Annotated in this window: 18 protein-coding genes and 1 tRNA gene; 5 read left to right on the top strand and 14 right to left on the bottom strand. The window is 44.9% G+C overall.

Translation table 11 applies throughout. The annotated features are described in order from the left end of the window. Window positions 1-39: 39 nt before the first annotated feature. The 3 genes from BTV99_RS03705 to BTV99_RS03695 are packed head-to-tail and all read left to right on the top strand — an operon-like array spanning window position 40 to window position 6038. Entirely contained in the window at window positions 40-567 is a 528-nt protein-coding gene (locus BTV99_RS03705) for a hypothetical protein (RefSeq protein ID WP_143507044.1), read from the top strand. After that, on the top strand, window positions 554-2863 hold the full coding sequence (locus tag BTV99_RS03700) for a hypothetical protein (RefSeq protein WP_143507042.1): 2310 nt from the start codon (window positions 554-556) through the stop codon (window positions 2861-2863). Before BTV99_RS03705 ends, BTV99_RS03700 begins: the two co-directional genes overlap by 14 nt. After that, the gene (locus tag BTV99_RS03695; RefSeq protein ID WP_075101005.1) at window positions 2856-6038 is read left to right on the top strand and encodes a site-specific integrase; all 3183 of its coding nucleotides are present in this window, start codon (window positions 2856-2858) and stop codon (window positions 6036-6038) included. The genes BTV99_RS03700 and BTV99_RS03695 overlap by 8 nt, the downstream gene beginning before the upstream one ends. Window positions 6039-6171: 133 nt before the next feature. Here BTV99_RS03695 and BTV99_RS03690 read toward each other — a convergent pair whose 3' ends face one another. The 13 genes from BTV99_RS03690 to BTV99_RS03630 all read right to left on the bottom strand — a co-directional run bounded on the left by BTV99_RS03690 (window position 6172) and on the right by BTV99_RS03630 (window position 21029). Further along, entirely contained in the window at window positions 6172-6465 is a 294-nt protein-coding gene (locus tag BTV99_RS03690; protein ID WP_178377926.1) for an addiction module antidote protein, read from the bottom strand. Continuing rightward, window positions 6455-6784 carry a type II toxin-antitoxin system RelE/ParE family toxin gene (locus BTV99_RS03685; RefSeq protein WP_075101003.1) on the bottom strand — a complete coding sequence of 110 codons (330 nt, stop codon included), beginning with the start codon at window positions 6782-6784 and terminating at the stop codon, window positions 6455-6457. Before BTV99_RS03685 ends, BTV99_RS03690 begins: the two co-directional genes overlap by 11 nt. Window positions 6785-7178: 394 nt before the next feature. Beyond that, a complete protein-coding gene (locus BTV99_RS03680) occupies window positions 7179-8723 on the bottom strand; it encodes a DUF3987 domain-containing protein (RefSeq protein WP_075101002.1) in 1545 nt (514 codons plus the stop codon). After that, complete coding sequence (locus tag BTV99_RS03675; protein WP_075101001.1) at window positions 8716-8988, bottom strand: AlpA family transcriptional regulator; 273 nt, start codon at window positions 8986-8988, stop codon at window positions 8716-8718. Before BTV99_RS03675 ends, BTV99_RS03680 begins: the two co-directional genes overlap by 8 nt. Window positions 8989-9106: 118 nt before the next feature. Then, window positions 9107-10141 carry a hypothetical protein gene (locus BTV99_RS03670; RefSeq protein WP_075101000.1) on the bottom strand — a complete coding sequence of 345 codons (1035 nt, stop codon included), beginning with the start codon at window positions 10139-10141 and terminating at the stop codon, window positions 9107-9109. After that, entirely contained in the window at window positions 10134-11333 is a 1200-nt protein-coding gene (locus tag BTV99_RS03665) for an integrase arm-type DNA-binding domain-containing protein (protein WP_075100999.1), read from the bottom strand. Before BTV99_RS03665 ends, BTV99_RS03670 begins: the two co-directional genes overlap by 8 nt. A 149-nt stretch (window positions 11334-11482) precedes the next feature. Then, a tRNA-Ile gene (locus BTV99_RS03660) sits at window positions 11483-11559 on the bottom strand. A gap of 96 nt (window positions 11560-11655) precedes the next feature. After that, window positions 11656-12468 (bottom strand): pteridine reductase, encoded by an 813-nt coding sequence (locus tag BTV99_RS03655; protein WP_083608505.1) that lies wholly within the window; start codon window positions 12466-12468, stop codon window positions 11656-11658. 93 nt (window positions 12469-12561) lie between these two features. Further along, a complete protein-coding gene (locus BTV99_RS03650) occupies window positions 12562-13749 on the bottom strand; it encodes a tRNA nucleotidyltransferase (protein ID WP_075100998.1) in 1188 nt (395 codons plus the stop codon). A gap of 212 nt (window positions 13750-13961) precedes the next feature. Next, window positions 13962-16283, bottom strand: a complete 2322-nt coding sequence (locus BTV99_RS03645; protein ID WP_075100997.1) for an NADP-dependent malic enzyme — start codon at window positions 16281-16283, stop codon at window positions 13962-13964. Between the two features lie 381 nt (window positions 16284-16664). Continuing rightward, window positions 16665-18131, bottom strand: coding sequence for a YdiU family protein (locus BTV99_RS03640; RefSeq protein ID WP_075100996.1), 1467 nt, complete (start codon window positions 18129-18131; stop codon window positions 16665-16667). A 473-nt stretch (window positions 18132-18604) separates the two neighbouring features. Then, on the bottom strand, window positions 18605-19783 hold the full coding sequence (locus BTV99_RS03635) for a fatty acid desaturase (RefSeq protein ID WP_178377928.1): 1179 nt from the start codon (window positions 19781-19783) through the stop codon (window positions 18605-18607). Between the two features lie 484 nt (window positions 19784-20267). After that, the gene (locus tag BTV99_RS03630) at window positions 20268-21029 is read right to left on the bottom strand and encodes a glycerophosphodiester phosphodiesterase (protein ID WP_256713721.1); all 762 of its coding nucleotides are present in this window, start codon (window positions 21027-21029) and stop codon (window positions 20268-20270) included. 344 nt (window positions 21030-21373) lie between these two features. Here BTV99_RS03630 and BTV99_RS03625 point away from each other — a divergent pair, with 344 nt between their 5' ends. After that, window positions 21374-22339: a hypothetical protein gene (locus BTV99_RS03625; RefSeq protein ID WP_075100993.1), complete on the top strand. Its 966-nt coding sequence runs from the start codon at window positions 21374-21376 to the stop codon at window positions 22337-22339. 107 nt (window positions 22340-22446) lie between these two features. Here the strand turns inward: BTV99_RS03625 and BTV99_RS03620 are convergent, their stop codons facing one another. Then, complete coding sequence (locus BTV99_RS03620) at window positions 22447-23058, bottom strand: cob(I)yrinic acid a,c-diamide adenosyltransferase (protein ID WP_075100992.1); 612 nt, start codon at window positions 23056-23058, stop codon at window positions 22447-22449. Between the two features lie 197 nt (window positions 23059-23255). On the opposite strand from BTV99_RS03620, the gene cysS reads away from it, so the two are divergent. Continuing rightward, window positions 23256-24716: a cysteine--tRNA ligase gene (gene cysS, locus BTV99_RS03615; RefSeq protein ID WP_075100991.1), complete on the top strand. Its 1461-nt coding sequence runs from the start codon at window positions 23256-23258 to the stop codon at window positions 24714-24716. The last annotated feature ends 95 nt before the right edge of the window (window positions 24717-24811 follow it).

Genomic DNA, 24811 nt, shown 5'->3' with positions numbered 1-24811 from the left:
AAAAATAAGACCCTTCGCTCAACTCAAAAGCTGTTAATTTTGAGCTCAGAAAATCTCACCATTCACCCTGATGCAAACACTGCTTTTATGGTTTGGCAACAGCATAGACTGCCTCTGAGTCGACCACAGCTGGCAGGCTTAGATGACTATTATCGACCAGTATTACGGTTATGTGTGCTTGATAAAGACAATTATCAGTTCTTCAATAACTTTGCACGAATCGATGAGGTAATGAGGTTTGAAAATAGCTGGCGTCAGCCTTGTCTGATTGCGCTTGAAAGTCGTCATGATATTAAGCGGCTGGCGTGGTGCGAGGTTCTCAATCTATCTAGATTTGCTGGCGTGAACCATCCAGCCTTATTTCAAGCCATATATCAAAGTGCGCCAAAGCAGCTTGTGTGTGAGCTGATGGGCGTGCATCGATTAACTGTTAGCAATTACTGTCAGTTTGCAGGTATCAGTCAAAGCAGCTATGAGTATCAACAGTGCAAAGTGGCTTGTGATGAAGCTATGCTTGGTTTGCCTACAAATATGAGCTGGATGGATGCTGATTATGGCTCATACTAAACTATTTGATGACGTGACTGACAGACGGGTATTGAATAAGCTTATTCCTGTAGGTTCGCCGCATTATGTACAAATGCAAGCATTGGTTATTGATATTGTCAGTTTGGTGCCAGACGCTGAGCTTGATCTACTGTGTTCGACATCATGTGCTAATGCTAGTTTTAGAGGCATCGATTGTACTGAAGTGATCCAGCAGACTGTAGGGCAGGGTAAGACTGGAGAGTGGGCGGTTACATACATGCTGATCGCATTTTATCAAGCGTATGGTGCGGTTGATAGTGGTAGTGATGCGTGGCGGCTTATGAGTCACTATCTCAAGATCATGTTTATGATTGCAGCTAGGCGAGATAAGCATTTTGCCAAAATAGATAAGCTTGGTGTACGTATTCGCATGGCATTAAGACCTGCCGATCCACAGCGCGATATCCTTAACCAGCTAATTCGTATTCATGCAAAATATGATGGCCTATCCTCATGCTTATCTTCTATCAGAAAGTATGAGGTAAGCGTTAAACAGGAAGAGGCAACAGGTGAAACAGCGGACCAATATCTTGGTAGTAAAATCGGTCAAATCAGGTTGGCTTATGAAGTAGTCATCAATAATAAGGCTTTTATCGGTAAAACCTATGATAAGAGTAGCAGAAAATTAAGACAGTCCCAAAAAGTCATTAACACGACAGTGATTATTGATGGTGAACCATTACAGAAAAAATTGTTTAGTACGAAACAATCAAAAAAGCACAGTAATGTGGCAACTGCTGAAAATATTGCCGATGATAACGCGCCGCCACTGCTAGATAATAATTTCAAACCCATCAAACAAATCGCTAAATCCTCTGAGCTACAGCAATGGAAGCTCAAAAGCAGCCATCAGCATGCAAGCCGCAATCAGTTTCACTTCCCAACCAATCATCGCCAGCTGAGTATCACTGGTTATCAGATGCTATTTGCGATGCTATGGCAACGTTTTATGAGCGAACACATAGAAAATAGGACGGGCTATGCCGTACTGCTATTATCACTATTAAGCGGTATTAGTATCGATAGCGTGATTACTGATTGGCAATGTAACCGTAGTCAGCGTCAGTATTTTGTTTATGACCGTACCCGTAAAATCAGTAGTATTGCTATCACGATTGATGTGACCACCAATACCCGAAGTCATCTGCTTGCTCACAGGCAAAGCTATGGTAGCGTATTCAAGCGAGCACTACCTGAAGCGCTGCAGATCATGTTAGAGGATAAGGTTACTGTTTCACTTGATGATATTAAACTAGCCATTAATGAAGTTAAGAATCAGCTCAACCTGCCAGCTTTGAGTGCTCAACATATCGATTCTGGATTGTTTGTAGTGATTAAAAATGGCCTTAGTGAGCCGCTTCATGCTGACATCCTCACAGGCGTTGATGTAAGGCACAGCTCACCGCTGTATTACACCAGTATTAAAACATCAGAATTAGAGCATACTTATAAAAATGCAGTAGCGCTGCTAACGAAATACTGTGATGACAAGCAAAAAGCGTTATTGATAGATGAGTGTAGTGTGCCAATGAATGGTCAAAAACGCTATATTGGTAGTGATATGGCGCTTCAAACGTCCACGTGTGAGCAATTTTTTAACCAACTGGCTATGAGCACTGAGAGCTATAATGGGCGGCTCAATCATAGTATTGAGCGCTATATAGCACAATTTAATAGCTATAGCGTTTGGCTGTGGCACATTATTTTGATTCAAACCGGTATCCGTCCGGTTAAACACGCACCAGGGCTGCTTAACCAGTTTGATTTTAAACGACGCATATTGTGGGTGTCTGATAAAGAAGAGCGCAATGCTCAGTCTGATGGCAGACTTATTCCGTTAAGTCAGTTTTTAATCACTACTATACAAAACTACATTGATTATATTAAGCAATTTGCCGCTATCTATAATCCAATTTGCCCCGAAACGCTTTATCCCATTGATGCTATTCTGCAATCAGAGCAACCGCTCATTCAAATTTACCAAAAAAATCCAAAACGTTTTATCGGTATCACACCAAGCCGTGTCCGCTACCAGCTGCAAGACTTTTTTAGTCATCAGGATAATTGGCTGCGCCATCAACTTCGATCCATGCTGATAGGGCGCGTGCCCGACCATCTAATTCGTGCGCTTTATGGTCATGAGCATCCTGATCAAGAATTCATGCATCCGATGTCATCAGGCTCTATCAATCAATTGCACCAGCTCAGTCCTCATCTAGATGCAATCGCCAACGATCTTCACTTAAAACAAATTGAGGTGCGACTATATGGATAACCTTAGTGCTCACAAACTGCGGCAGTTAAATAGAGATGATGCTAAAAAAAGTGTCAAACGTGCAGCTAAAGCACTGGTTGCAGACTACGTTAATCAAAACCTTATGCAGACACCTTGTGAGCTACAGCATCATTATGAAGCGATCAATGAGCTATTAGAAAAGAAGTTTGATACTGCGCAAAACTTTCAACTAGCGCGGCGCGGATTTTTAGAATTTGTTCGTGATTATAATAAAGCGCACCAGATATACCTCAATGAGCCCGTGGTGCCAATACTGGCAACTCGTGAGCGCCTGACTACTAACTATGACTGGTTTGTGCATGGCCGTGCTGTAGCAGACAGCAGTACAACTATGATAGATATCTGGCAACGTAAACGGCGATTCTCAATCAACAATTTGGTTGAAGGACTGCTTTATTGCAGCATCATGTATGGTGGTATCAATGACATTGAGGAGTTAAGAGCGCTTTACGACTGGTTGTTTGGTGGGCGGCTTATTTATCAGATTAGTCTGCCAGCGACTGATGAGAACTGCGCAGAACAGGTAGCTGTAATACCACTTAGCGTGCCTGATGATAACTATGGCTGCGCATTGGATGGTAGTGACGACTTACAGCGCTTTATCGACTACGTACCTGATGATATGACCCTGTGCTTTTTATACGCCATAAAAGACAAAGACTTGAGTAAGGCAAAAATAGAGCCATTTAATACCATAATTAATGATATCTCAAAAAGACTTAAACTCACCAATAAAGATATTGAGCGTCCGCAGCACTCCATGCTTATTAAGCATGCCAACTATCACTGGCGGCAGATGGAAGGTAGTCAGATAGATGGCGCGCTTGCCGTGGTGAAGCAAGGTGATATTAAAACCACAGGACTGCCGACTGATAATCTCATTCATTATAACCGAGAGCCCATCAATCAAAACCCTGAGCCGCTTACGTGGTCTGAGTTGTTTGATGCCAGTTATCAGGTGGTAGACAAATCACAGGATAAGAAAAACACCACAAACTACCCTAGCTTTAGCAAAAATCTAATTAGAGAAGTGCAAGATACGCTCAAGCTCACTAGAAGTACTGCTACTTCTACTCTCACAAAATTAAAGGCAGATGCTAGCCAGCCTAATGCGAAGCGTTTGCTCGGCTGGGCGTTATCGCTGCTTGATGATCATAGCATTCGGCTTAATACCATCAGTAAATACATCGGCTGCATTGGTCGCGACTGGCTAATGCTAACAATGAATGAGGACATTAATCAATGGGAGGGTGATGATTTTGAGGAAATCTATGAGCAAATTATTCAAAGTAAGGTTAAAGATGGTCGGAAAAATTCAATCTTAAATAAATCATCTGAATTTAACCGGAGTGCTGATGATACAGAAGATGAAGCCAACACACTAGTCGATTCTGTTGAACAGAAAGCAGAGCGAAATACTTCTACGCTAGATCATTTAAAGGATAACCAAAAATTCACTTATGGTCGTCTGCGAGCATTTCATGATTATCAGCGGGCGCGTTTCGATGCACCTTATGTGTATTTTCCATGGGGCAATAACCGGCAAGTGGTTAAAGCCGAAATGGTGTCACCGCGTGTATACCAAGCAATGCAAAATTATATTAAAACATCAGAGTTAGAGGTTGAGCAACAGCAGCTATGCCTAATTGTTTTGGCACTTGCTTATCGGACTGGTATGCGTATTAACGAGATCATTGGTATTAAGGTCAGCGATATTGCAGATATAAGCAGTATCAATGGCTATGTCATTGAGAACCCTAAAATTATCCTTAGACCTAACCGTTATCGCAGACTTAAAAGCAGCAGCGCTAAACGAGTGATACCGATAGATAGCTTGCTGAAAGCAGATGAGCTAAAGCAAGTTATTTCGTATTATCATCAGCAGCGTAGACTAAAAAGAAAGTATTTATTTTCGCAAGGTTCAGGTGATCAACCACTGCCGCCTGTGTTTTTTAGTAATATGATGAAGATAATTTGGGATCACTTATTAAGCAATCATAGCTTTACTTTTCATAGCTTTCGGCATACGGCACTTAGTCAGCTGGCATTGGTGTTAAGCGGATCACCACTGGCTCAGGTGATGACAGACTATGATAAAGCCCATAGCGATGCTATCGTTAGCGCTGTGCTTGCTAATAACAAAGAAAAGGGGATGTGGTTTGGGCTAGCTAGTCTTGCCGGGCATTTAACGCCAGACACTACATTTGAGTACTATATTCATACCGCTCATTTGCTGGCTGGCTGGCAAATGAGTCAAGCTAAGCTTGTTATGCCTGTGACTGTATTTGAGATGATAACAGGTATTAGTTATCAGACAGTGAATAGGCAAGAAGGTAGAGCATATGATGGCAGTACTAAACAGGTTAATCTTGATAAGATGCGTGGCTACTTAATTAACAAAGTTGTGAGCAAAGAGTCTTTGTTTGTCGATAACAGTACATCAGTTAATGTAACTTACCCGCAAAACATAAAAAATGATGCGGTAGATACTCAGTTATCTATATTTATTCATCCAAAAATGTACGATGTGATTGCGCTATTAGAGGAACTACAGACAGTAAATGTTGATAAACGAGCAGGGCAGTTGGCAGAGGTCGCACTTCGGCATGGTATCGCTATCAGTGATGCTAGAAAAATTTACAATAATGCTTGCCAGCTGTTTACCGATGATAGACTAATTTTAGGTGCGCCTACCGGACATAAGAACCAAGAAGTTTTAGTGACTGCGCTTGATCGTGCGTATCAAATGTCAATTAATGAGCCTGCTAGACTGAAGTCGTTTGTGGAAATATTTAAAGATAAACACAACCTAAATACCTCATCGATTCATTTTGGGATTAAAGAGACCCGGCTTGAGATGCTACAGCAGTTCGTCACAGTAGGTTGTCAGCTGATCGATGCCAGTCATTGGCAGATTAGGGCGCATAGCGAGCAAGAAGTACGCGGTGTAAAAAAAGAGCTAGGACTTGATAAAACAATACGTGTGGGTGCACGCAAAAACTTTCATGGCTATGAAGTACGAGTGGTGCAGAAAAAGCGTAAGCGCTCAGATAAGAATCTAGCAATGACGAATGAATATTATAGCTCGTCAGGGGTTTTGAAGTATTTGGGCTGCTTATTGTATATATTAGTTAAAGTTAACGATTATCAATAATAGACCTGTTTCATCTCAGGTAATATTGGAGTATTTGAGCACTTAGTGTTGAGAATAATAAACCACTGGCTACTTGGGACAGTGGCAATATAGGCATTCTCTTATGTATATGAGCTGGTAAATAATTTATGAATTAGGCTGGGCTTTTCGGAGTCAAGGTCACTTGTAGCCCCATACCATCAATAATTTTTAGCATGGTGTCAAAGCGTGGCTTTTCGGACTGCAAGGTCTTGTAAAGACTCTCGCGTCTTATGCCTGTCTTTTGTGCCAGCTCATTCATACCCTTTGCGCGTGCCACATCGTTGAGCGCTTCAATAAAGTCACTAGGCGCACCATCGCTCAGGGCTTCATTCAAGTAAGCATTGATAAGCATTTCATCGGTTAGGTACTCCGCCACATCAAAGCGGCTGATTTTACTATCGGTCATGAGGGTAATCCTTTGTTTCATTCTGTACTTGTTGCCATAGGGTGCAAGCCTTAGCAATATCACTTTGCTGGCTGTCTTTGCTGCCTCCTAACAGTAACAAGTAAACCGTATCGCCCTCTTGGGCATAATAGACGCGATAACCATTGCCCTTGAATATTCGCATCTCATAGATACCGCCTGTATTGGCTAGGGGCTTGTGGTCAACAAAATTGCCGCCTTGCGCTCGTTTAATACGTGCTAAGATGCCAACTTTGCCTAATGGGTCTTTAAGCTTATGCAGCCCGCGCCTAAACGCTTCGGTTTGGTTAATATCAATCATAAAGTTAGATTGTTAGAAAGCTAATAATTAGTTGTAAACTTTCGGATAATAGATAACAAGTTATGATTGTACTGGCTGCGCTTTTTATGGGTCTATATAAGCATCAGGCACAAAAAAACAGACTGTCATGCCTGCCCATTTAGCTTTATACCTAAGAAAAGCTGCTTAAACTGCTTAAATTGGCTATAACGTATGATATGCAAGGGATTAGCTTAAGTTAGGCGTTTGCGTAAGGTTGCTTAAACTGCTTAATCTTGTCTTAAATTGGCTTGTTTTAGGCTGAGTTTAACCAATTTAAGCAAGCTTAAGATTTGGCAGTCCTAACACAAAGCCCCTAACTGTATGGGCTAAGGGCGATTTAAGCAGTTTGAGTAAGATTTCTTAAGCATTAATATTAATCGTATAACTTTGGATTAATGAATATCACTTTACTTCGTCCCTCCATATCTTGCCTAATATGGTTAGCAGACTCTAGTTTGTCTAACTCAATCTGTAATAACTTAGTGTTCTTACGCATGGGGTTGGGCGCATTGTTAGCGATATACGTTCTATTCAGCTTATGCGGATTTTTATTACGCGCTTTATCCACCAGCCAGTTACTTAACTTTTCGCTGTCGTTCAGCTCACCTGTAGGCGTGGCATCGAGGTAGCGCAAGCGCTCACTGGTGGAATACTCAACCAACATAAAGGCGCGTTTTATATCATGAGTGGTTATCACTTTACGCCCCTCAAAGAATACCATCAGTGACGCTATACGGCTGGCATTTTCTGCCATGCGTGACGCATAGGCTTTAAGGTACTGTAAGTCACCGCCGCATGCCTGTCTGTTTTCAATCACCTGTGTATGTTCATAAAAGGTTTGTTCGGCTCGATCGTCTGCCCACTGCATAGTTATACGCTGTGGCTGGCCTTGCGCGCTTGTAGTAGTATTATATGGCGCGGGATCAAGTAGGCTTTGGCAGCGCGTCCAATACTCTATCAAATGGGGGTTGTTGTTTGGGTCATCACGGCGGCGCTGCTTACTCACCCAATCACGCTTACCGCGTAAGTCCTCAGGGCAAGCAATAAGTGCCCGTGCTAAAAACCCTTGCCCATTCATCATGGGATCAGTAAGGGCGGGTTCTAAAATAATACGCTGGCCTTGAAGTAATAGTGTCATGCGAACGTCATAAGCATCGGTGCGCGGTGTGGCGTGGGCGGACCTTTGCGAGCGCACTCGGGATACTTCACCATTACTATATAGCGTGGTCAATGATGATAGCGCGCTGCCTGCTGTGTCCCCTGTCATGGTGTGACCATTAAAAAATTGCCCTGCCTCGTCTGTCGTCCATGACGCATTGGTGATCTGTCCACTGATAAACATATCAAGGATTGGTTCTATTGTGGCCTCATTGAACAAGGCTTTTGGGTTGGCGGGCATTGGCATGTCGTTTAGGTACTTTTTTAAATCAGCGCCTTTTAAGCCTGCCTTGTCCGCCTCCCACGTAGCAAGATCTTTTAAGTATTTCTCATATTGCTGGCTCTCATGCTCTTTGATTTTAAAATGAGTAAGACCCATTGTCTGTGTTTTTCCTGACCCACTTTCGCCCTCAGTAATCAGAATTAGGCTTGTAGGCATATTATGGCCTAGTGGACTGTTTACAAAACGTTGACCTATATGTGCGAGTGCCCCTAAAACACATTGCCCCGCCATCGCAAGTGGTACCTGTGCATAATAGGCCACGGCCTCAATCACCGCCCTTAGAAGGCCCGTAAATGCATTGATCGGATAAGGTGTGGGCGTGCTTAGATCGCTGCTCAATGGCTCAGGGTCAGACCATTGCTCATTTTTTATGCTATTATTAACATGATCACTAGATTGACAGTCGCATGTGAATTTATTGTGGTCGGCAACGCTCATGCTACCAACATGAGCGTTTCTATTTTTTGTTTTATTCATAGCCACTCTCCTGTACGTTATGAACAGGATTACCATGACTTTCTAGCCATTCTAAAACTTCAGAGTTTTTCCATGCCACCATAGTTGGTGATAATCTCACACTAGCAGGAAATCTACCATCACGACTCCATTCATGTAAAGTAGTACGCCCGAATGGTAAAAATGGCAGGATATCTTTAGCCCTACTTAAGCCCTGTGGTGGGAGGTATAAAGTATTCTCTTTACTAGAAGTCCTTGAGTGAGCAGGGAAGGGTGCATTATTCATTATTCATCTCCGTTCAACCCGTAACGCCATGTCACGGTATGAACGGCATGATAGAAGATATTATTAAAGATTTGCCCTAATTAGGGTTTTATAGGTCCTAGTTAGGATTCGATTGATATCACTTACTCTGTTCATGAGCAAGTTTTAACCAGTTTGCTATTGCATCGACACTTAAAGAGTTACCTTGACGCTCAATAGCTGCCTTAATGACTCCATTGCTTTCTTTGGAGGAAGGGAGAGTAAGATCTAACTTTAAGAGCTCGCTAGCTAAAGCGGATATTATTTTTGCAGCATTATTAGCCGTTCTTGGATGTAATTCGTCAGTAGATTTCTTGGAATTTAGCTTATTTTTTAAATCCTCTATTTGAGTATTTTGTTGACTTATAAGTCTATTAGCTTCCTTTATATCATTAGTCAATTTAGGAGTTAAATTAATACTTTCAATTCTATGAAGAAGATGATTTAAATCTTGGCTTGAAAATTTCAATTCGCAAATTTTTTCAAGTTTTATCATTTCCTGATAGTCACTATCAGGCATATGTAATACCCAGCCTAAAACCTCATCCTCTTTCAATGTAGGGGGTAGATTATCCTTATCACGTAATTTATTTTTATGGTCTAATAATATACCTGTATGATCATCTTTATTATAATCAAAAGGATTATTAGATATAAACTTCACATGATAAGATATCGGATTAAGATCATTAATACTAACTTTTAAACCTAAATTATTAAGTATTACATTATTAGGAGAGATACGAAATATACCTTCACTATAGTAGGCAATATTGTTTTTACTCATATCATACTTATCTACAAAAGTAGTAAGTAGCTTTTTGGTCTGATATATTAATGCATCTATGTTTAACGAACTATCATATCTTTGTGGATTTAAAAGTTCTTTTAACTCTAAATTAAGGATGTCTTCGTTAATAGTAGCGGACAACTTTTTTATAGTATCTTCACGACTCTCTGCGTAGACTGATGTAACACTATTAATTAAACCTTTGTAATGAACATAAGGTGTCAGTATTTGAGCATCGATAAAGCTTTTTATTTTCTGATCATTATTAAGTTTAGGGTCAGATGATTCAGCTAATTTGTTTTTAACTTCATCGAGAGTATAAAATTTTTTTAAATGATCAGACATATTTGTTATCCTTTTCTTGAAAGTTACTTAAGTAGTCCGCCCACTTATTCATCATATCTCGACGATAATCTAAATGTTGGGCACCGTTATATGCTTTACTAATTTTGTTCTCTTGCTCATGGGCGAGTTGTAGCTCTATAGCCTCATGCATATAGCCCTGTTCATGAAGGGTGGTGCTTGCCAGCCCTCGGAAACCATGCCCCGTCATTTTGTATTTATAACCCATCTGATAAAGCGCGTTAATAAAAGCATTTTGACTATAAGGTTTGCGAGTGGATGGGTTATAGAATACATACTGCTCTGAAAAATTCAGCTCTTTAATTTGTTGTAATATATCTATGACCTGTGGTGCAAGAGGCACAATGTGAGGTCTATCCATCTTCATTTTGTCTGCAGGTATACGCCAAATTTTATCCTTCCAGTCGATTTCTGACCATTCCATAAATCTGATCTCATTAGTTCGTACAAAGGTATAGCATAAGAACCATAGACCTAGTTTGACTGGGATATGGCCAGTGTAGTCATTGATATCCTGTAAAAGTTTTGGTAACTCTTTTGACGTAATACGGCTGTGATTTTTAGTCTTATGCGGTTTGATTGCCGCTGATAAATCTGCCGCAGGATTTGACGTTGCTATACCTATGCGAATAGCATGTTTAAATATCTGTCCAACCTCTGCCATAATTCGTCGTGCCATCTCATTAGCGCCACGTGCTTCAACATTCTTACCGATTGTCAAAATGTCGGGTGGGGTAATATCATCAATCAGTTTATGACCAATAATTGGTTTTACATCACGAGTATAGGCTGAATAATTTCGGCTAAATGTACTGGCTGCTAAAAAGGTTCTGCGGTCTGCATACCAAGCCTGAGCAATAGTATCAAAAAGCTTCGAACCATCCTGCTCAGCGCGCTGTTCTTTTTTCTTATCTTTTGGGTTAATACCTTCATTGATCAGCTGCTTTATTTCTAGATTACGCTGGCGTGCCTGCTGTAATGTAATAACTGGATATTTGCCCAAAGTGAGCGATTGCTGTTTACCCTGCCAGCGATAAGCGCTGACCCAGACTTTGTTCCCAGTATGTCTTACCCATAGCTGTAGACCGTCACCATCACTATGCTTGTCAGGGCGGCTAGGGGTACATTTTTCGCTTGGGGCTAACTTATTAATGATAGTATGAGTTAATGGCATGTTGGTATATCTCCGCGTTGGTATAATCTATACCAACAAATATACCAATATTCTATATGGTTCGCCACATACCAAGATATTCGTAAATCTCGCAAAACCCCATAAAAAAAGGCTTGCCGCATCGCTGCGAACAAGCCTGATTCAATATATGGTGGGCCCAGTAGGACTTGAACCTACGACCAAAGGATTATGAGTCCTCTGCTCTAACCAACTGAGCTATGGGCCCTAACGTTAGACGCATAATGATACCTGATTTTTTTTAATTTTCAAGTAAAAGATAGCCTGTCAGACAGATATTATTCAAAATCAGCTGTTTTTTTGATCAAACACTACCACCTGCCAAAGTCAAATGGCGTCCACCATCGATGGCGATAATCTCGCCTGTGACATAGCTGGCCTGTGCTAGATACAGCACGCTATGGGCAATCTCATCAGGGCGACCAATACGCTGCATCGGTATAGAGCTGAGGATGTTTTTTTGTTCATCATCATTGAGGGCCTGATCACTATCAGCGTCGGGCAATATATTGACGCCTGGCGCGACGCCATTGACTCGTACACTAGGTGCCATCTCAAGCGCCAAGGACTGCACCATCATACGATGCGCTGCCTTCGCCATATTATAAGCGCTATAGCCTTTAAATGGCTTATCATGAGCATGGATATCTAGCAAACTAATGATGCAGCCGTGCTGCGTTTGTAGATGAGGCAAGAATGCTTGACTGAGTAATAACGGCGCTTTGGCATTGGTCAAAAACAGCTCGTCCCACTGCTGAGTATTAATGCTACCAAGGGGGCTAGGATAAAAACGCGAGGCGTTATGCACCAATACATCCAACTGACCAAAACAGGATATGATGTTCGCTACAAAGTCGTTTAGACGCTTAGGCTCATTGACCAGCTTTAAGTCAGCGACGATCATCGCCGCGCTATCAGGACGGCGGCGATTGAGATCGGCAGTGAGCGCCTTTGCTTGCTGCTCACTGTGACGACAGTGGATAATGACTCGGTAGCCTTGAGTATGCGCCGCTTTGATAATAGCAGCTCCGATACGTTTGGCGCTGCCAGTAACGAGCATGACAGGCGCGCCTGCGTTGGCAGTTGCCGACTGAGTAGGGATAACGGCGTGATTCATAGTCTATCTGTATTTTTGGTATAAAGGAGTAAAGTCGTATCAGCACTATATCTTAAGAGTTATATCAGGACGCACTTTGACGGTTATCCTCATCTAAGAGAGGTGCTGAGTGTCCAGATGATCTATGCGCGCTTGCCGTAATGCTGCACCAATTTCTGGCCCTAGAAGCCCGGACGCGATATCGTCCATACCAATCGCGTGAAAACTATTGAGAGCCAGCATCATTTGCCGATGCTGCTTTGCCAACTGAAAAGTATGACTACATACCAACAGCTGTGAGAGCTTCTCAGGTGCTTTATGAGCGCCGCAGGCTTGTATGAGGTCAATTCTTTCAGCGGCATCCAGCTCATTGACAGCGGCTAGGGTAGGGAGCTGCTGGACAAACAAAGTAGCAAACTGAGTATGTACTTTGGGCACCTTGACCATGTTGCCAATTTGGTTGATGTTTTTTGTCGTAGAGACTGTCTCAACGTTAGAGTCTGTGTGAGCGTTTGTAAACACATCAGCGCTCAGGCTTGTCATCAGTAGCGCCCAGCGCTGTGATAAATTCAGCTGCATTTGACCGGCAAAATATAGTGCCGTCTGCACCGTCTCTCTTATATGCGTATTATTCCAAGCCCCATGTAATGGCGCAAAATACTCGGTAAGTGCACCGATATCAAACAACTGCTGCCAGTACACATGCGGGGAGAGCTGCATCATCGCGCGGCTCGATTCTTGCCAAATACGCTCACTACTGAGATGAGCAAGCTCTCCTGAGTGGACCAGTTGGCGCATCAATGCCAGTGTCTCCTCAGCGATGGTAAAGCCCAAATCATAATAGCGCCCATAAAATCGTGCGGTGCGCAGTACCCGTAAAGGGTCTTCACTAAACGCAGGTGAGACATGACGCAAGGTCTTATTCGCAAGATCATCCAATCCGCCGTAGTAGTCGAGCACCTCGCCTGTCAGCGGCGTGTCATCGGTTAGGCTAGTGACTTCTATCGCCATTGCATTGATGGTGAGATCACGGCGCTGCAAGTCTTCTTGCAAAGTAACATCGATGCTGGCATGGATGCTAAAGCCTTGATAGCCGACGCCTTGTTTGCGCTCAGTACGCGCTAGCGCATACTCTTCATGCGTTTTTGGATGCAAAAACACCGGAAAGTCTGCGCCTACTTGTACAAACCCAGCACTGAGCATCTGTGCCACTGTCGCGCCCACGACGACGTAGTCTTTGTCCTTGATAGGTCGTCCTAGTAGCTGGTCGCGGACTGCCCCGCCAACAAGATAAATCTGCATGATAGCCTCGTATTATCGCGCAAGTTAGGACTGATATGTGCCATCAGTCAATGACAATAAAAAACCAGCCATCGCACTGAAATAGCGATGGCTGGTTTTAGTATAACAGAGGAGCGCTATCCATAGAGGTTAGCGTCCTTTACGTTGGTACAATATTTGAAATTTGAAGTAACGAGCGAAGGGATGTCGATGCGACAAACATCATCATGCCATTATTGGTTTTCGTTTTCCAAATCCTGAGCTTCCGTCACGGCAAGTGCTGTCATGTTGACCACACGGCGCGCGGTTGCTGATGGTGTTAGGATATGGATAGGCTTACTGGTACCCAACAAGATAGGGCCGATAGAAGCGCTATTTGTCGCGGTTTTTAGTAAGTTAAAGGCGATGTTTGCTGCATCTAGCGTTGGCAAGATCAGCAGGTTCGCCGAGCCTTTTAGTGGGCTTGATGGCATGTCTTCTAGGCGAATGTTTTCGTTCAACGCCGCATCACCTTGCATCTCACCTTCAAATTCAAAATCGACGTTCATATCGGTCAAGATTTGATAGACTTTGCGCATCTTCACCGCGCTGTCACGGTTTGAGGTACCGAAGTTTGAGTGTGATACGAGAGCGACACGAGGCGTAATACCAAAACGACGTAGCTGCTCAACGGCCAAGATGGTCATCTCAGCCAATTGCTCTGCTGTTGGGTCTTCGTGGATATAAGTGTCCGCGACAAAGATGTTGCGATCTTGCATCAGTACCGCATTCATCGCATAAAAGTCGCTAACGCCTTCTTTTTTATCAATGACACTTTGGACATAGTCTAAGTGCAATTGATAATGACTAAACGTACCACAAATCATGCCATCCGCATCGCCATTGTCTACCAGTAGCGAGCCAATTAGCGTGGTCTTGCGACGTACATCACGGCGGGCAAGCTCGATACTGACGCCGCGGCGTTTGTTTTTCTCGTAGTATCCCTGCCAGTAGTCTTTGTAGCGTGGATCGTCGTCTTGGTTGACGATAGTGATGTTTTCACCATCTTTTAGGCGCAGACCGAGTCTTTTGATATGATCTTCGATGACAGCTGGGCGACCGACCAAGATAGGGTGGGCAAGCGCTTCATCGACCACAACTTGCACTGCCAGTAGGACGTTGTTGTCTTCACCTTCACAGTAGACGATACGCTTTGGTGCCGCTTTGGCACGCGCAAAGACAGGCTTCATCACAAACGCTGAGTTATAGACAAACTCAGATAGGCTCTGACGATAGGCGTTCATGTCAGCGATAGGCAAGGTGGCAACGCCTGAGTCCATGGCGGCTTTGGCAACGGCAGAGGCAATCTCGATGATGAGGTTTGGCTCTAGTGGGCCTGGAATTAAGTAATCACGGCCAAAGCTCTTCATCTGCTCGATGTTTTTGACGTTGCTGGTTGGGGTGGCTTCGACATGTGCCATAGCAGCGATTGCTTTTACACAAGCGATTTTCATCTCTTCGTTGACTGCGGTTGCGCCTACATCTAGAGCGCCGCGGAAGATGTATGGGAAGCAAAGGGCGTTGTTTACTTGGTTTGGATAGTCTGAGCGACCAGTCGCCATGATGACGTCAGGACGGACAGCATGCGCCAGCTCAGGCATGATTTCAGGGGTTGGGTTGGCAAGAGCAAAGACGATTGGGTCTTTTGCCATACGGCGAACCATATCTTCGGTCAAGGTGCCGGGCATTGATAAGCCCAAGAACATATCGACATCGTCCATGACTTCTTCGATAGACGTCGCGGTGATGTCACGAGCATAGCGCTGTTTGGTTTCGTCTAGATTTTCACGGCTGGTACTGATGATACCGCGAGAGTCTGATACGATGATGTTGTTTTTATCGACGCCAAGCGCGCAGATGATATCTAGACAAGAGATGGCAGCGGCACCTGCGCCTGAGCACACCACTTTGATTTCTTCGATTTTTTTGCCAGTGATTAATAAGGCATTGAGCATGGCGGCCGCGACGATGATAGACGTGCCGTGCTGATCGTCATGGAACACCGGAATGTTCATACGCTCGCGCAATTCGCGCTCGATTTTGAAGCATTCTGGGGCTTTGATGTCTTCTAGGTTGATACCACCAAAGGTTGGCTCAAGAGAGGCAACCGCTTCGATAAACTTGTCTGGATCGTTTTGGGCAATCTCGATATCAAAAACATCAATGCCAGCAAATTTTTTGAATAGTACCCCTTTACCTTCCATCACAGGCTTAGATGCCAAAGGCCCAATGTTACCCAGACCTAGGACGGCAGTACCGTTGGTGATGACGCCGACCAAGTTGTTGCGAGCTGTATATTTGGCAGCAAGCTTTGGATCTTTTTCGATTTCAAGACAAGGTACTGCTACCCCTGGCGAATAAGCCAAGGCCAAGTCACGCTGGTTTGCTAGCTGTTTGATAGGGGTGACTGAGATTTTACCTGGGCGCGGAAACTCATGATAGTGCAAGGCAGCTTGTTCAAACTGCTCTTTTTCTGAACTGTGGGTATCCGTATTCAAAGTGGTATCGTCATTCATAATAATTGCCATGGTTGGAATAAATTGGAATAAAGTAAATGGAGATAAAAAAATAACGCCGCCGTCTCAACGCTTATTGAATGATAATAATCAAAGAGAACATCGGCATTAAAAGGGTTATGATCGGCAGTTTAATATCAGGCCAAAAAAGCAATCCAGCGAAAACCGTTATTCTAGCACTATTGGCAATTCACTGCCTAGTCAACTCGGCCCAATTGTGCGAATAATATAATAAAATGATATTCGTTATTTCGCTGGTTGATAATGCCAAAAAACCCCATGACATATCAACCTTAATTTTATAATGTTTCAAAATATTACAGTCTATAAAGGCCAAAGACACTGTTTTGTGTGGTCTGAGGTGTTAAATGGCTAAACCAATTATGAAGAGCAGCTAATCGGCATTTGCGGCGCATGAGGGTCGGGTGGCAGGGTATCGAGCTCTGTTGCGATATCCTGTACCTGATAAGGATGCGCAAGCAAGGTAAAGACGCGATCCACTTCCTCAAACTGACCTTGTTCTGCAGCCGTAATGGCTCTGTGTGCCATGCTATTACGCAGTACATAGACAGGGTTGTGTGCCTGCATGGTAGCCTGTGCCTCTGCGAGTTTTGAAGACTCGATGAGGCTAATATAACGCGCTGACCAATCTTGCCACACTTGCTGCGCCTCAGGGCTTAACTCAGCAGTCATGGTGGTCAATAATTGATGCTCATATGGATAATCCTCTGGCGCCAGCAAGCCAAGTAGCGCCCGAAAGCTGTTGGTGTAGTCGAGTAAGTTGTCCTCTAATAGAGTCAACCACTCAAAAGCCACACTGAGGCTCTCGCTTCGATGCGGCAGTCCAAGCTTCTGACACAGTCCTTGCTGATAGTGCTGCATAAACGTCGCTTCATAAGGCGCTAAGCAATCAGAAAGCGTCTCACGGGTGACGCCGTCTAAACGCATAAAATGCGGCAACCAAACGTTTAGGTTCCAATGACCAATCGCTGGTTGGTTTTGATAGGTGTAGCGTCCCGTATGATCAGAGTGATTATTGATCCAAGCAGGATTAAAGCGCTCCATAAAACCAAACGGACCGAAATCCAAGGTGCTGCCGGTGATGGATAAGTTATCGGTATTCATCACTCCGTGGGCAAAGCCGATCAATTGCCAATCGGCAATCATTCGTGCCGTCCGCGCAACGACGGCTTGCAAAAATGCGAGCACAGGTATCTCGCTCTCGCGGCACTCTGGATAATAAGTATCAATCATATAGTCGGTAAATTCACCGAGCAGATCAGGGGCAAAGCCTGCGATCCACTCGACATGACCGAGGCGAATATGGCTGTCTGCCACCCGCATCAGTGCAGCGCCAGCCTCGATACGCTCGCGGCGCACACGCGTATCAGAAACGACAAAACCCAAGGCGTTTGAAGAAGGGATGCCAAGCTGGGTGAGTGCGTGACCGCATAAATACTCACGAATGGTGCTACGAAGGACCGCGCGGCCATCTCCCATACGCGAGTAGGGCGTCAGACCGATGCCTTTGAGATGTAAGTCTTGTCGCTGCTCATTATTATCAATGACTTGCGCCATAAGCAGCCCGCGACCATCGCCCAATTGCCCCGCCCACTGACCAAACTGATGACCAGCATAAGCCATGGCCAAGGGTCTAAACTCGGCAGGCACATATTGCCCGCCTAGGATCTCGACCCAGCGAGCCATGAGCGTATCATCCTCTGCCCAGCCCAAATGCTGCGCGACTTGAGTATTAAAATGGCCGGCACGCGGACGCTCTAAAGGCGTCGGCGGCTGTTCGTGATACAAGCGCGTGTCGAGCGTGACATAGGTGTTTTGATAGCGCATACAAGCCCTTCCTACTTTTAGAGTATTGGTTTTTTGGTACTATTTTGGTATTAAGTGATGAGTATGAATTGTCTGGTTAAGCGTTCGATTGATAGGCAGCTACGCGCACTATAGCACAGCAAGGATAGCGCCGCGTTTCACTATGTCCATCTCTTGTAATCAATCATGTTTTTATAAATACCATCATCGTATGATGTGCTGGCAAGCTCGCTTTATAAGACAGGTATCGTCCTACTGGTATCAACAAGGGCGCTGTTATGTTGGATGGACTATCGTCGTTTGAATATCGCACTGTACGAATGATAAATGAATGATAAAAAAATCCCTCTATCCATGACAGATAGAGGGAAGGAGAAACTTCAGATAATCTTACTAAGCTTTAAAGACTGAGTGTTGATGGTTAAGTTTTAAAAGACCAAGCTCTAACGACCAAGCTTAGCGATCAAACTCAGTCGCTATGTGGTTAAGCGCAGTTAAGCGGCTTTTTTGCTAAGACCGATTGAGCGAAAAGCAGTTTTTAGGTTGCTATTGTGCTCAAGGATTTTTTGTTCAATCTTCGCATAATCGTGTTTCAGCTTCTCATCTACTTCATGCAAACGATCAGCATATTCAGTCTTTTTCAGCTCGATGGCTTTGGCTTTTAGCGCTTGCCACTCTTCAACGGTCTGCATAAAGGCGTCGTATTCAAACTTAATGCGATCTTGAAAGTTTTTCATCGCATGAGGAATGTCGATGCCACCTGCTGTCGCCGTCTCGATCTGCTGCTGGGCTTTTTTAAACTGCATTTGCACTTCTGCATGCTTGATGGTCGTGTCATCGACCGTACGCAGCTCGCTGGTCAGACCGATCTTTGATAGTCCTGCGATCAGCCATTTGGTTGGGTCATATTGCCACCATTTGACACCATTACGATAGTCGTATTGAAAGAAGTGATGGTAGTTATGATAGCCTTCGCCCCATGTAAATATCGCCAAAAAGAAGTTATCACGGGCACTGTTGGTGTCGGTATACGGGCGCGTACCAAACATATGACACAAGGAGTTGATAAAGAAGGTAAAGTGATGCGTCAATACCAAACGCAGCAAACCTGCAATGATGAGCGTGCCCCAAACATCCCCTAATAGCCAACCAATCGCGGCGACTAGGCCGACGTTCATAGCAACCACCCACAAGCCATAATACTTATGCTGGATTTGCAAGACGCGATCTTTGGTCAAATCGGGGATATTTTTGTAATCGAACTTACCACTAGGGTAGTTGCGTAGCATCCAGCCAATATGACTGAACCAAAAGCCACGCTTAGCAGAGTATGGATCATCCAAACGATCATCGACATGACGATGATGGCTACGGTGTCCAGATACCCAGTCAAATGCTGACCCTTGTACCGCTAGGGTTGATCCAAGTAATAAAAAGTTTCTGACAATGGGATGGGCTTTATACGCACGGTGCGACAGCAGACGATGATAGCCTGCGGTAATACTAATGCCAGTCCATACCATAAAAGCGCCAAACACGCCCCAAACTGGTGCGCTGACATCGTGAGTAAACAAATACCACGGCGTGATGATCGCCGCCGCAATCGGAGTGGCGACTAAGATAGTGGCTGGAATCCAGTTGATTGGCGCTTTGGTAAACTCAAACTCGCGCATGTCGATACTGGCTTCTTGAGATCCTGCAACTGGCGCGTCGATATGTGCGTAGTTGCGCTTGGCAACTGGCTGCTCACCTAGTGAGCTTTTCGTTTTATTTTCATCAAAGCGCGTTTTAAAGCGTGTGATCTGAGTGCTGGCGGTCTTAACAAGCGTGTCACCAGATTTGATAGCGAAACGTAAGCCTTTAAGCGGTAAGCCAAGTGCTTTTTTTGCAATCATATAACATCCCTAACGGTATTCATTTAAGCGTCTATGGTACCCTAAAAAAACAATAAAGTGAACACTTATGCACTATAAAAATATTGCTAAATAACAACAACTTGTATGGATTATAGACTGGATAGGTCAAAATAGCGATAGACTTATCAGATATGAAGGAGAAGTGTAAGTGTTACAGCAGATATGTATAAAAACCCATGTCTCAGAGCTGACGGAGTATCAGAACCTACAGATAGAAAGTTAACAGCGCAACCGTAACCTCTCATCGGCCCAATACCTGACTGGGAAAGTCAGTGATGATGACATCGACCTGCCAGTCGATCAGCTGCTGTATGGCATCGATATCATTGACCGTCCACGCACTCACCGGCAAGTTATAACGGTGGCTATGAGCGATGATGGTTTCACTTAGCAGCGGATAATGCACGCCCAGCTGTATACAGCCCAACTGCAAAGCAGTATTGGTTGCGGCAGCCAGCGCTTCGGGGGTACGAATGAGTAAACCTCGCGGTAGGCGTTTTAGCTGCTGATGCCGCTGCAGACGCACATGCAGCTCGGTGTCAAAACTGGTCAGCACAATTGGCAAATGAACCAGCGGCGTGTCAATCAAATCGCGCGCCAGCGCTTGGATAAGGGCGGTATAATCGGTGCGCTCATGGGTCTTGATCTCAAGCTCAATGACAGAAAACTCGTGCAACGTCTGGGCGATACTCGCTAGGGTGATAATAGGATGACCGAGCTGTAGGTGTCGTCTGATCTCCGCTAGAGTCAGCTGAGCAATACGCGACTGCTGGCCACACATCCGCGCCAAATCCTCATCGTGAAAGATCACTAAATGACCATCAGCGCTTAGCTGGACATCGAGCTCTACACCAGCCAAACCATGGTTTTTTAGACGCCCTATATGCTGAAACCCAAGTAAGGTGTTTTCTAAGGCTTCACCGCGCGCGCCGCGATGACCGAGTAACAGCGTGTTTTTAAAGTTTATCATCAGATACAGTAACGAGTGTTTTAGACTCATCATATCGTCTGAGATAGACGACGTCTAACAACATTTACGACTGCTATCTGAGTACATGCTGAACCAAAATGAATCAAAATGGTGGGCGCTAGATTTAACCTTTAATGAATCAAAATGTTCGACACGCCCTATATAAATATGTCATTGTTATGTTTTTGCAACCAAACGCAGGTTTTGTGGCGAATGAGGGACGTTATTTGTATATCCATGGCAGACACTAATGACCATTTCACCCAAACACCGTATAATAATCTGGTTTTAACCGCTGGCAGCTAGGGTTTTGGTTTGAACATCAATCACTGTCCGTCAGTGACGGTACGAATTAGTAAACTGGGAGCAAAATACATATGAGCGTAGCAAATAAGAGTGTGAGCAAGTGGCAAAAAGTGGCTGGTATTGGCATGGTATGTGGTTTAGCGCTTGTCGGCTGTGATCGCTCAGAAAAAGAAGAGACGACAGAGACCGCTGAGCTGACAGAGCAAGAGTCCGCCGCAGAAAATGCTGCTGCTACTGCGGTCAGCTGTGATGATCCCATGGTGCAAGATCGCCTCAAAACGACACTAAAAAATACGCTCAATCAACAAACACAGACGCTCGCTGCCAATTATGCAAATGACGCCGAGATCAGCCTTGCAGGCGCTAGCATCGCTGATAAGACCAATGGTGTTGTGATTGATGTACAAAACGCAGCAGTACTACAAGCAGCCAACAGCAATGGCATGACGACGTGTCAGGCGAGCGTCAGTATGACGCTCCCAAGTGAGGATTTGTATCAAGCCAGTCAAGTGCAAGCGGCCAACAATCAGCCAAGCCTGCAATCTCGTCTTGCGCAAAATAACATTCGTATCAATAACAACATGCTCGTGGATGACGCCTTTACCTATGTCGTTGGGGCTCAAGGCGGGCAAGTAAGTACGCGAATCGCAGGCCAGCCCGCGCTTCTCACTATCGTGGCTGATGTTATGGCAGGCTCTGTGTTTAAGTCGGCGATGGATGCCGCTCGCGCCGAGCGTGAGGCAGAACGCCGCGCTGCTGCACAAGACAATGAGCGTCAGTCAGCACCTGTGCGTCAGCCGCGCGCTGCCACACCAGTCGAGCCGATTCGTCCGATCCAGCCTACTACGCCGCCGACCATCGAGGTGCCAAGTACCAATAACCAAAATGAAAGCGCTAGTGCTAGCTCGCAAAGCAGTACAGCAGCTAACAGTGCTGCGACTCCCAGTGAGCCTGCCGCACCTGCGACGCCAAAAGCAGTGCCAAAAGATGACAGCATCGATATGGTCATTATCGAAGATGAAAGCGCTACTTATTAATCCATAAAAATCAGTAATGATAGTGGTTTTCAGAAGAAAAGAACCCGTAACGTCTTTACGTTACGGGTTCTTTTTTTTGCTTGTATATATCAGAAGTCTCGAGCCCGCTACTGATCACTGGCGAAGTTTTGTAACACCTGACTGTCCCAAAGTACCTCAGAGACCTGCTCAGGGTCTGTGCAAAAACGTGCCGCGACAAACAACCAATCAGACAAACGGTTGATCAAGCTGATGGCCGTTGCACGGATTGCTTGCGGGCGCGCTTGCTGTAATAGGACCGCTTGGCGCTCAGCACGGCGACACACACTACGTGCGACATGCAGCTGACTAACCAGCAACGACCCAGTGGGTAAGATAAAGTCTTTTAGTGGCGCTAAGGTAGCGTTCATTGCATCGATTTGTTGCTCTAGCCATTCAATGTGCGTGCTGTTCACGCCTTCATATTCTGGCATGGCAAGCTCGCCACCGATATTAAACAAAAGATGCTGAATAATCGCCAACGCCTCAGAAAGTTCGGACTCGTCCGTCTGCGTCTTAAATGCTGATAGAGCGCCTTGCTGCAAGTACGCGCGTACCATACCGATGTGTGAGTTTAGCTCATCAATATCACCCATCACGCCAAACAAAATATCGGCTTTGCTCACGCGGCTGCCATCTGCCATGCCGGTGCTACCATCATCGCCGGTACGTGTATATATTTTACTCAAACGGTTGCCCATCTTTATACCCTTAGCAGTTTTTATCGTTCAGTGGTGTTAGTTATGTGCTCATTGTAGTATTTTATGGCGGTTTTCGCTAAGATAATGGGTTAAGTTTTATCGCGCTTCAGGTTTTATGAGTGTCCATGGATCGCTGCGCGTGATTTTTTGTCTGTTTTGTTTGTATTCCACTTATTTATATCAAAGGCTTTTTAACTATGACCACACCACTTGCCGATGCGATGTCTCAGCTGGCCATTTATGATTCACTGACAGGTAGCAAGCGTCAGTTTGTACCACTCAAAGCAGGACAGGTCGGCATGTATGTGTGCGGGATGACCGTTTATGATTATTGTCATATTGGTCATGCGCGTGTGATGGTGGCCTTTGATATGGCGGTGCGCTGGCTTGCGCAGCTAGGTTATGACGTCAATTATGTCCGTAATATCACCGATATCGATGACAAAATCATCGCTCGCGCGAGTGAAAATGGCGAAGAGATTGGTGCATTGACCCAGCGTTTTATCGATGCAATGCACGAAGATGCGAGCGCGCTAGGCTGCCAGATGCCAAATGCTGAGCCGCGCGCGACCGATCATATCGACGAGATGCAGCAGATGATTGGCAACTTGGTCAACAATGACTATGCGTATGCAGGGGATCATGGTGACGTCTATTATGCGGTCGATAGCTTTGCTGATTATGGCAAATTATCTAAGCGTAACTTGGATGATATGCAGGCAGGCTCGCGTGTTGAGGTCGAGACTGACAAGCGCAATCCATTCGACTTTGTCTTATGGAAAGCGGCCAAACCCGATGAGCCGCAGTGGGCGTCGCCTTGGGGGCAAGGGCGTCCTGGCTGGCATATAGAATGCTCAGCGATGTCGACCAAATGCCTAGGTGATACCTTTGATATCCATGGCGGTGGTCACGACCTACAGTTCCCGCATCACGAAAACGAAATCGCCCAGTCAGAAGCCGCGACAGGCTGCGAGTACGCGCGTAACTGGATGCATGTCGGCTTTATCAATGTCGATGGCGAAAAGATGTCGAAGTCACTGGGCAACTTCTTTACCATTCGTGATGTGACCGCGAAATACTTACCTGAGACGGTGCGTTTCTTCTTATTATCGAGCCATTATCGCAGCCAAGTAAACTTCTCAGACAGCGCTTTGGATGAAGCGCATAATAGCCTAAGCAGACTATACAACGCGCTAAAATTGGCCGAGCAACAAAAAGGGCAGTCAATCATAATCAATGCAGAGCTAGTGGCTGAAGCTTACGATAGTGCTGCTGGACAAGACTTTATCAAAGCCATGAATGATGACTTTAATAGCTCAACGGCGATTAGTGTGTTGTTTGGCTTGGCTCGAGATGTCAATAAAGCCGTTAAAGCTGAAGATGTGACGGCGGCATGGCAGTCAGCCCAGCAGCTCAAGGCCTTGGCACAAGTGTTAAATCTCTTGCAGCAGCCTGTACAGCAGTTCTTGCAAGCGGTGACTGGAGAGCAGGCGGACAATGGACTAGATGATGCCGCTATCGATGCGCTTATCACTGAGCGTCATGATGCCAAAGCCAACAAAAACTTTGCCCGCGCCGATGAGATACGCGAGCAGTTAAAACAGGCGGGTATCGAGCTTGAAGACAGCCGTGCTGGTACCACATGGCGCCGCGCGTAAGCGGATTTGAGCAGGCTTATAAGACCATACTTGTTTTTTACATATAAAGTCAGCTTGATGCTGGCTTTTTTTGTACTCAAAATAAATATAGTCGA

The sequence above is a fragment of the Psychrobacter sp. Rd 27.2 genome (genome assembly GCF_001921755.1).
GTDB lineage: Bacteria > Pseudomonadota > Gammaproteobacteria > Pseudomonadales > Moraxellaceae > Psychrobacter > Psychrobacter celer.
This window is presented reverse-complemented; position numbering and strand designations above follow the sequence as displayed.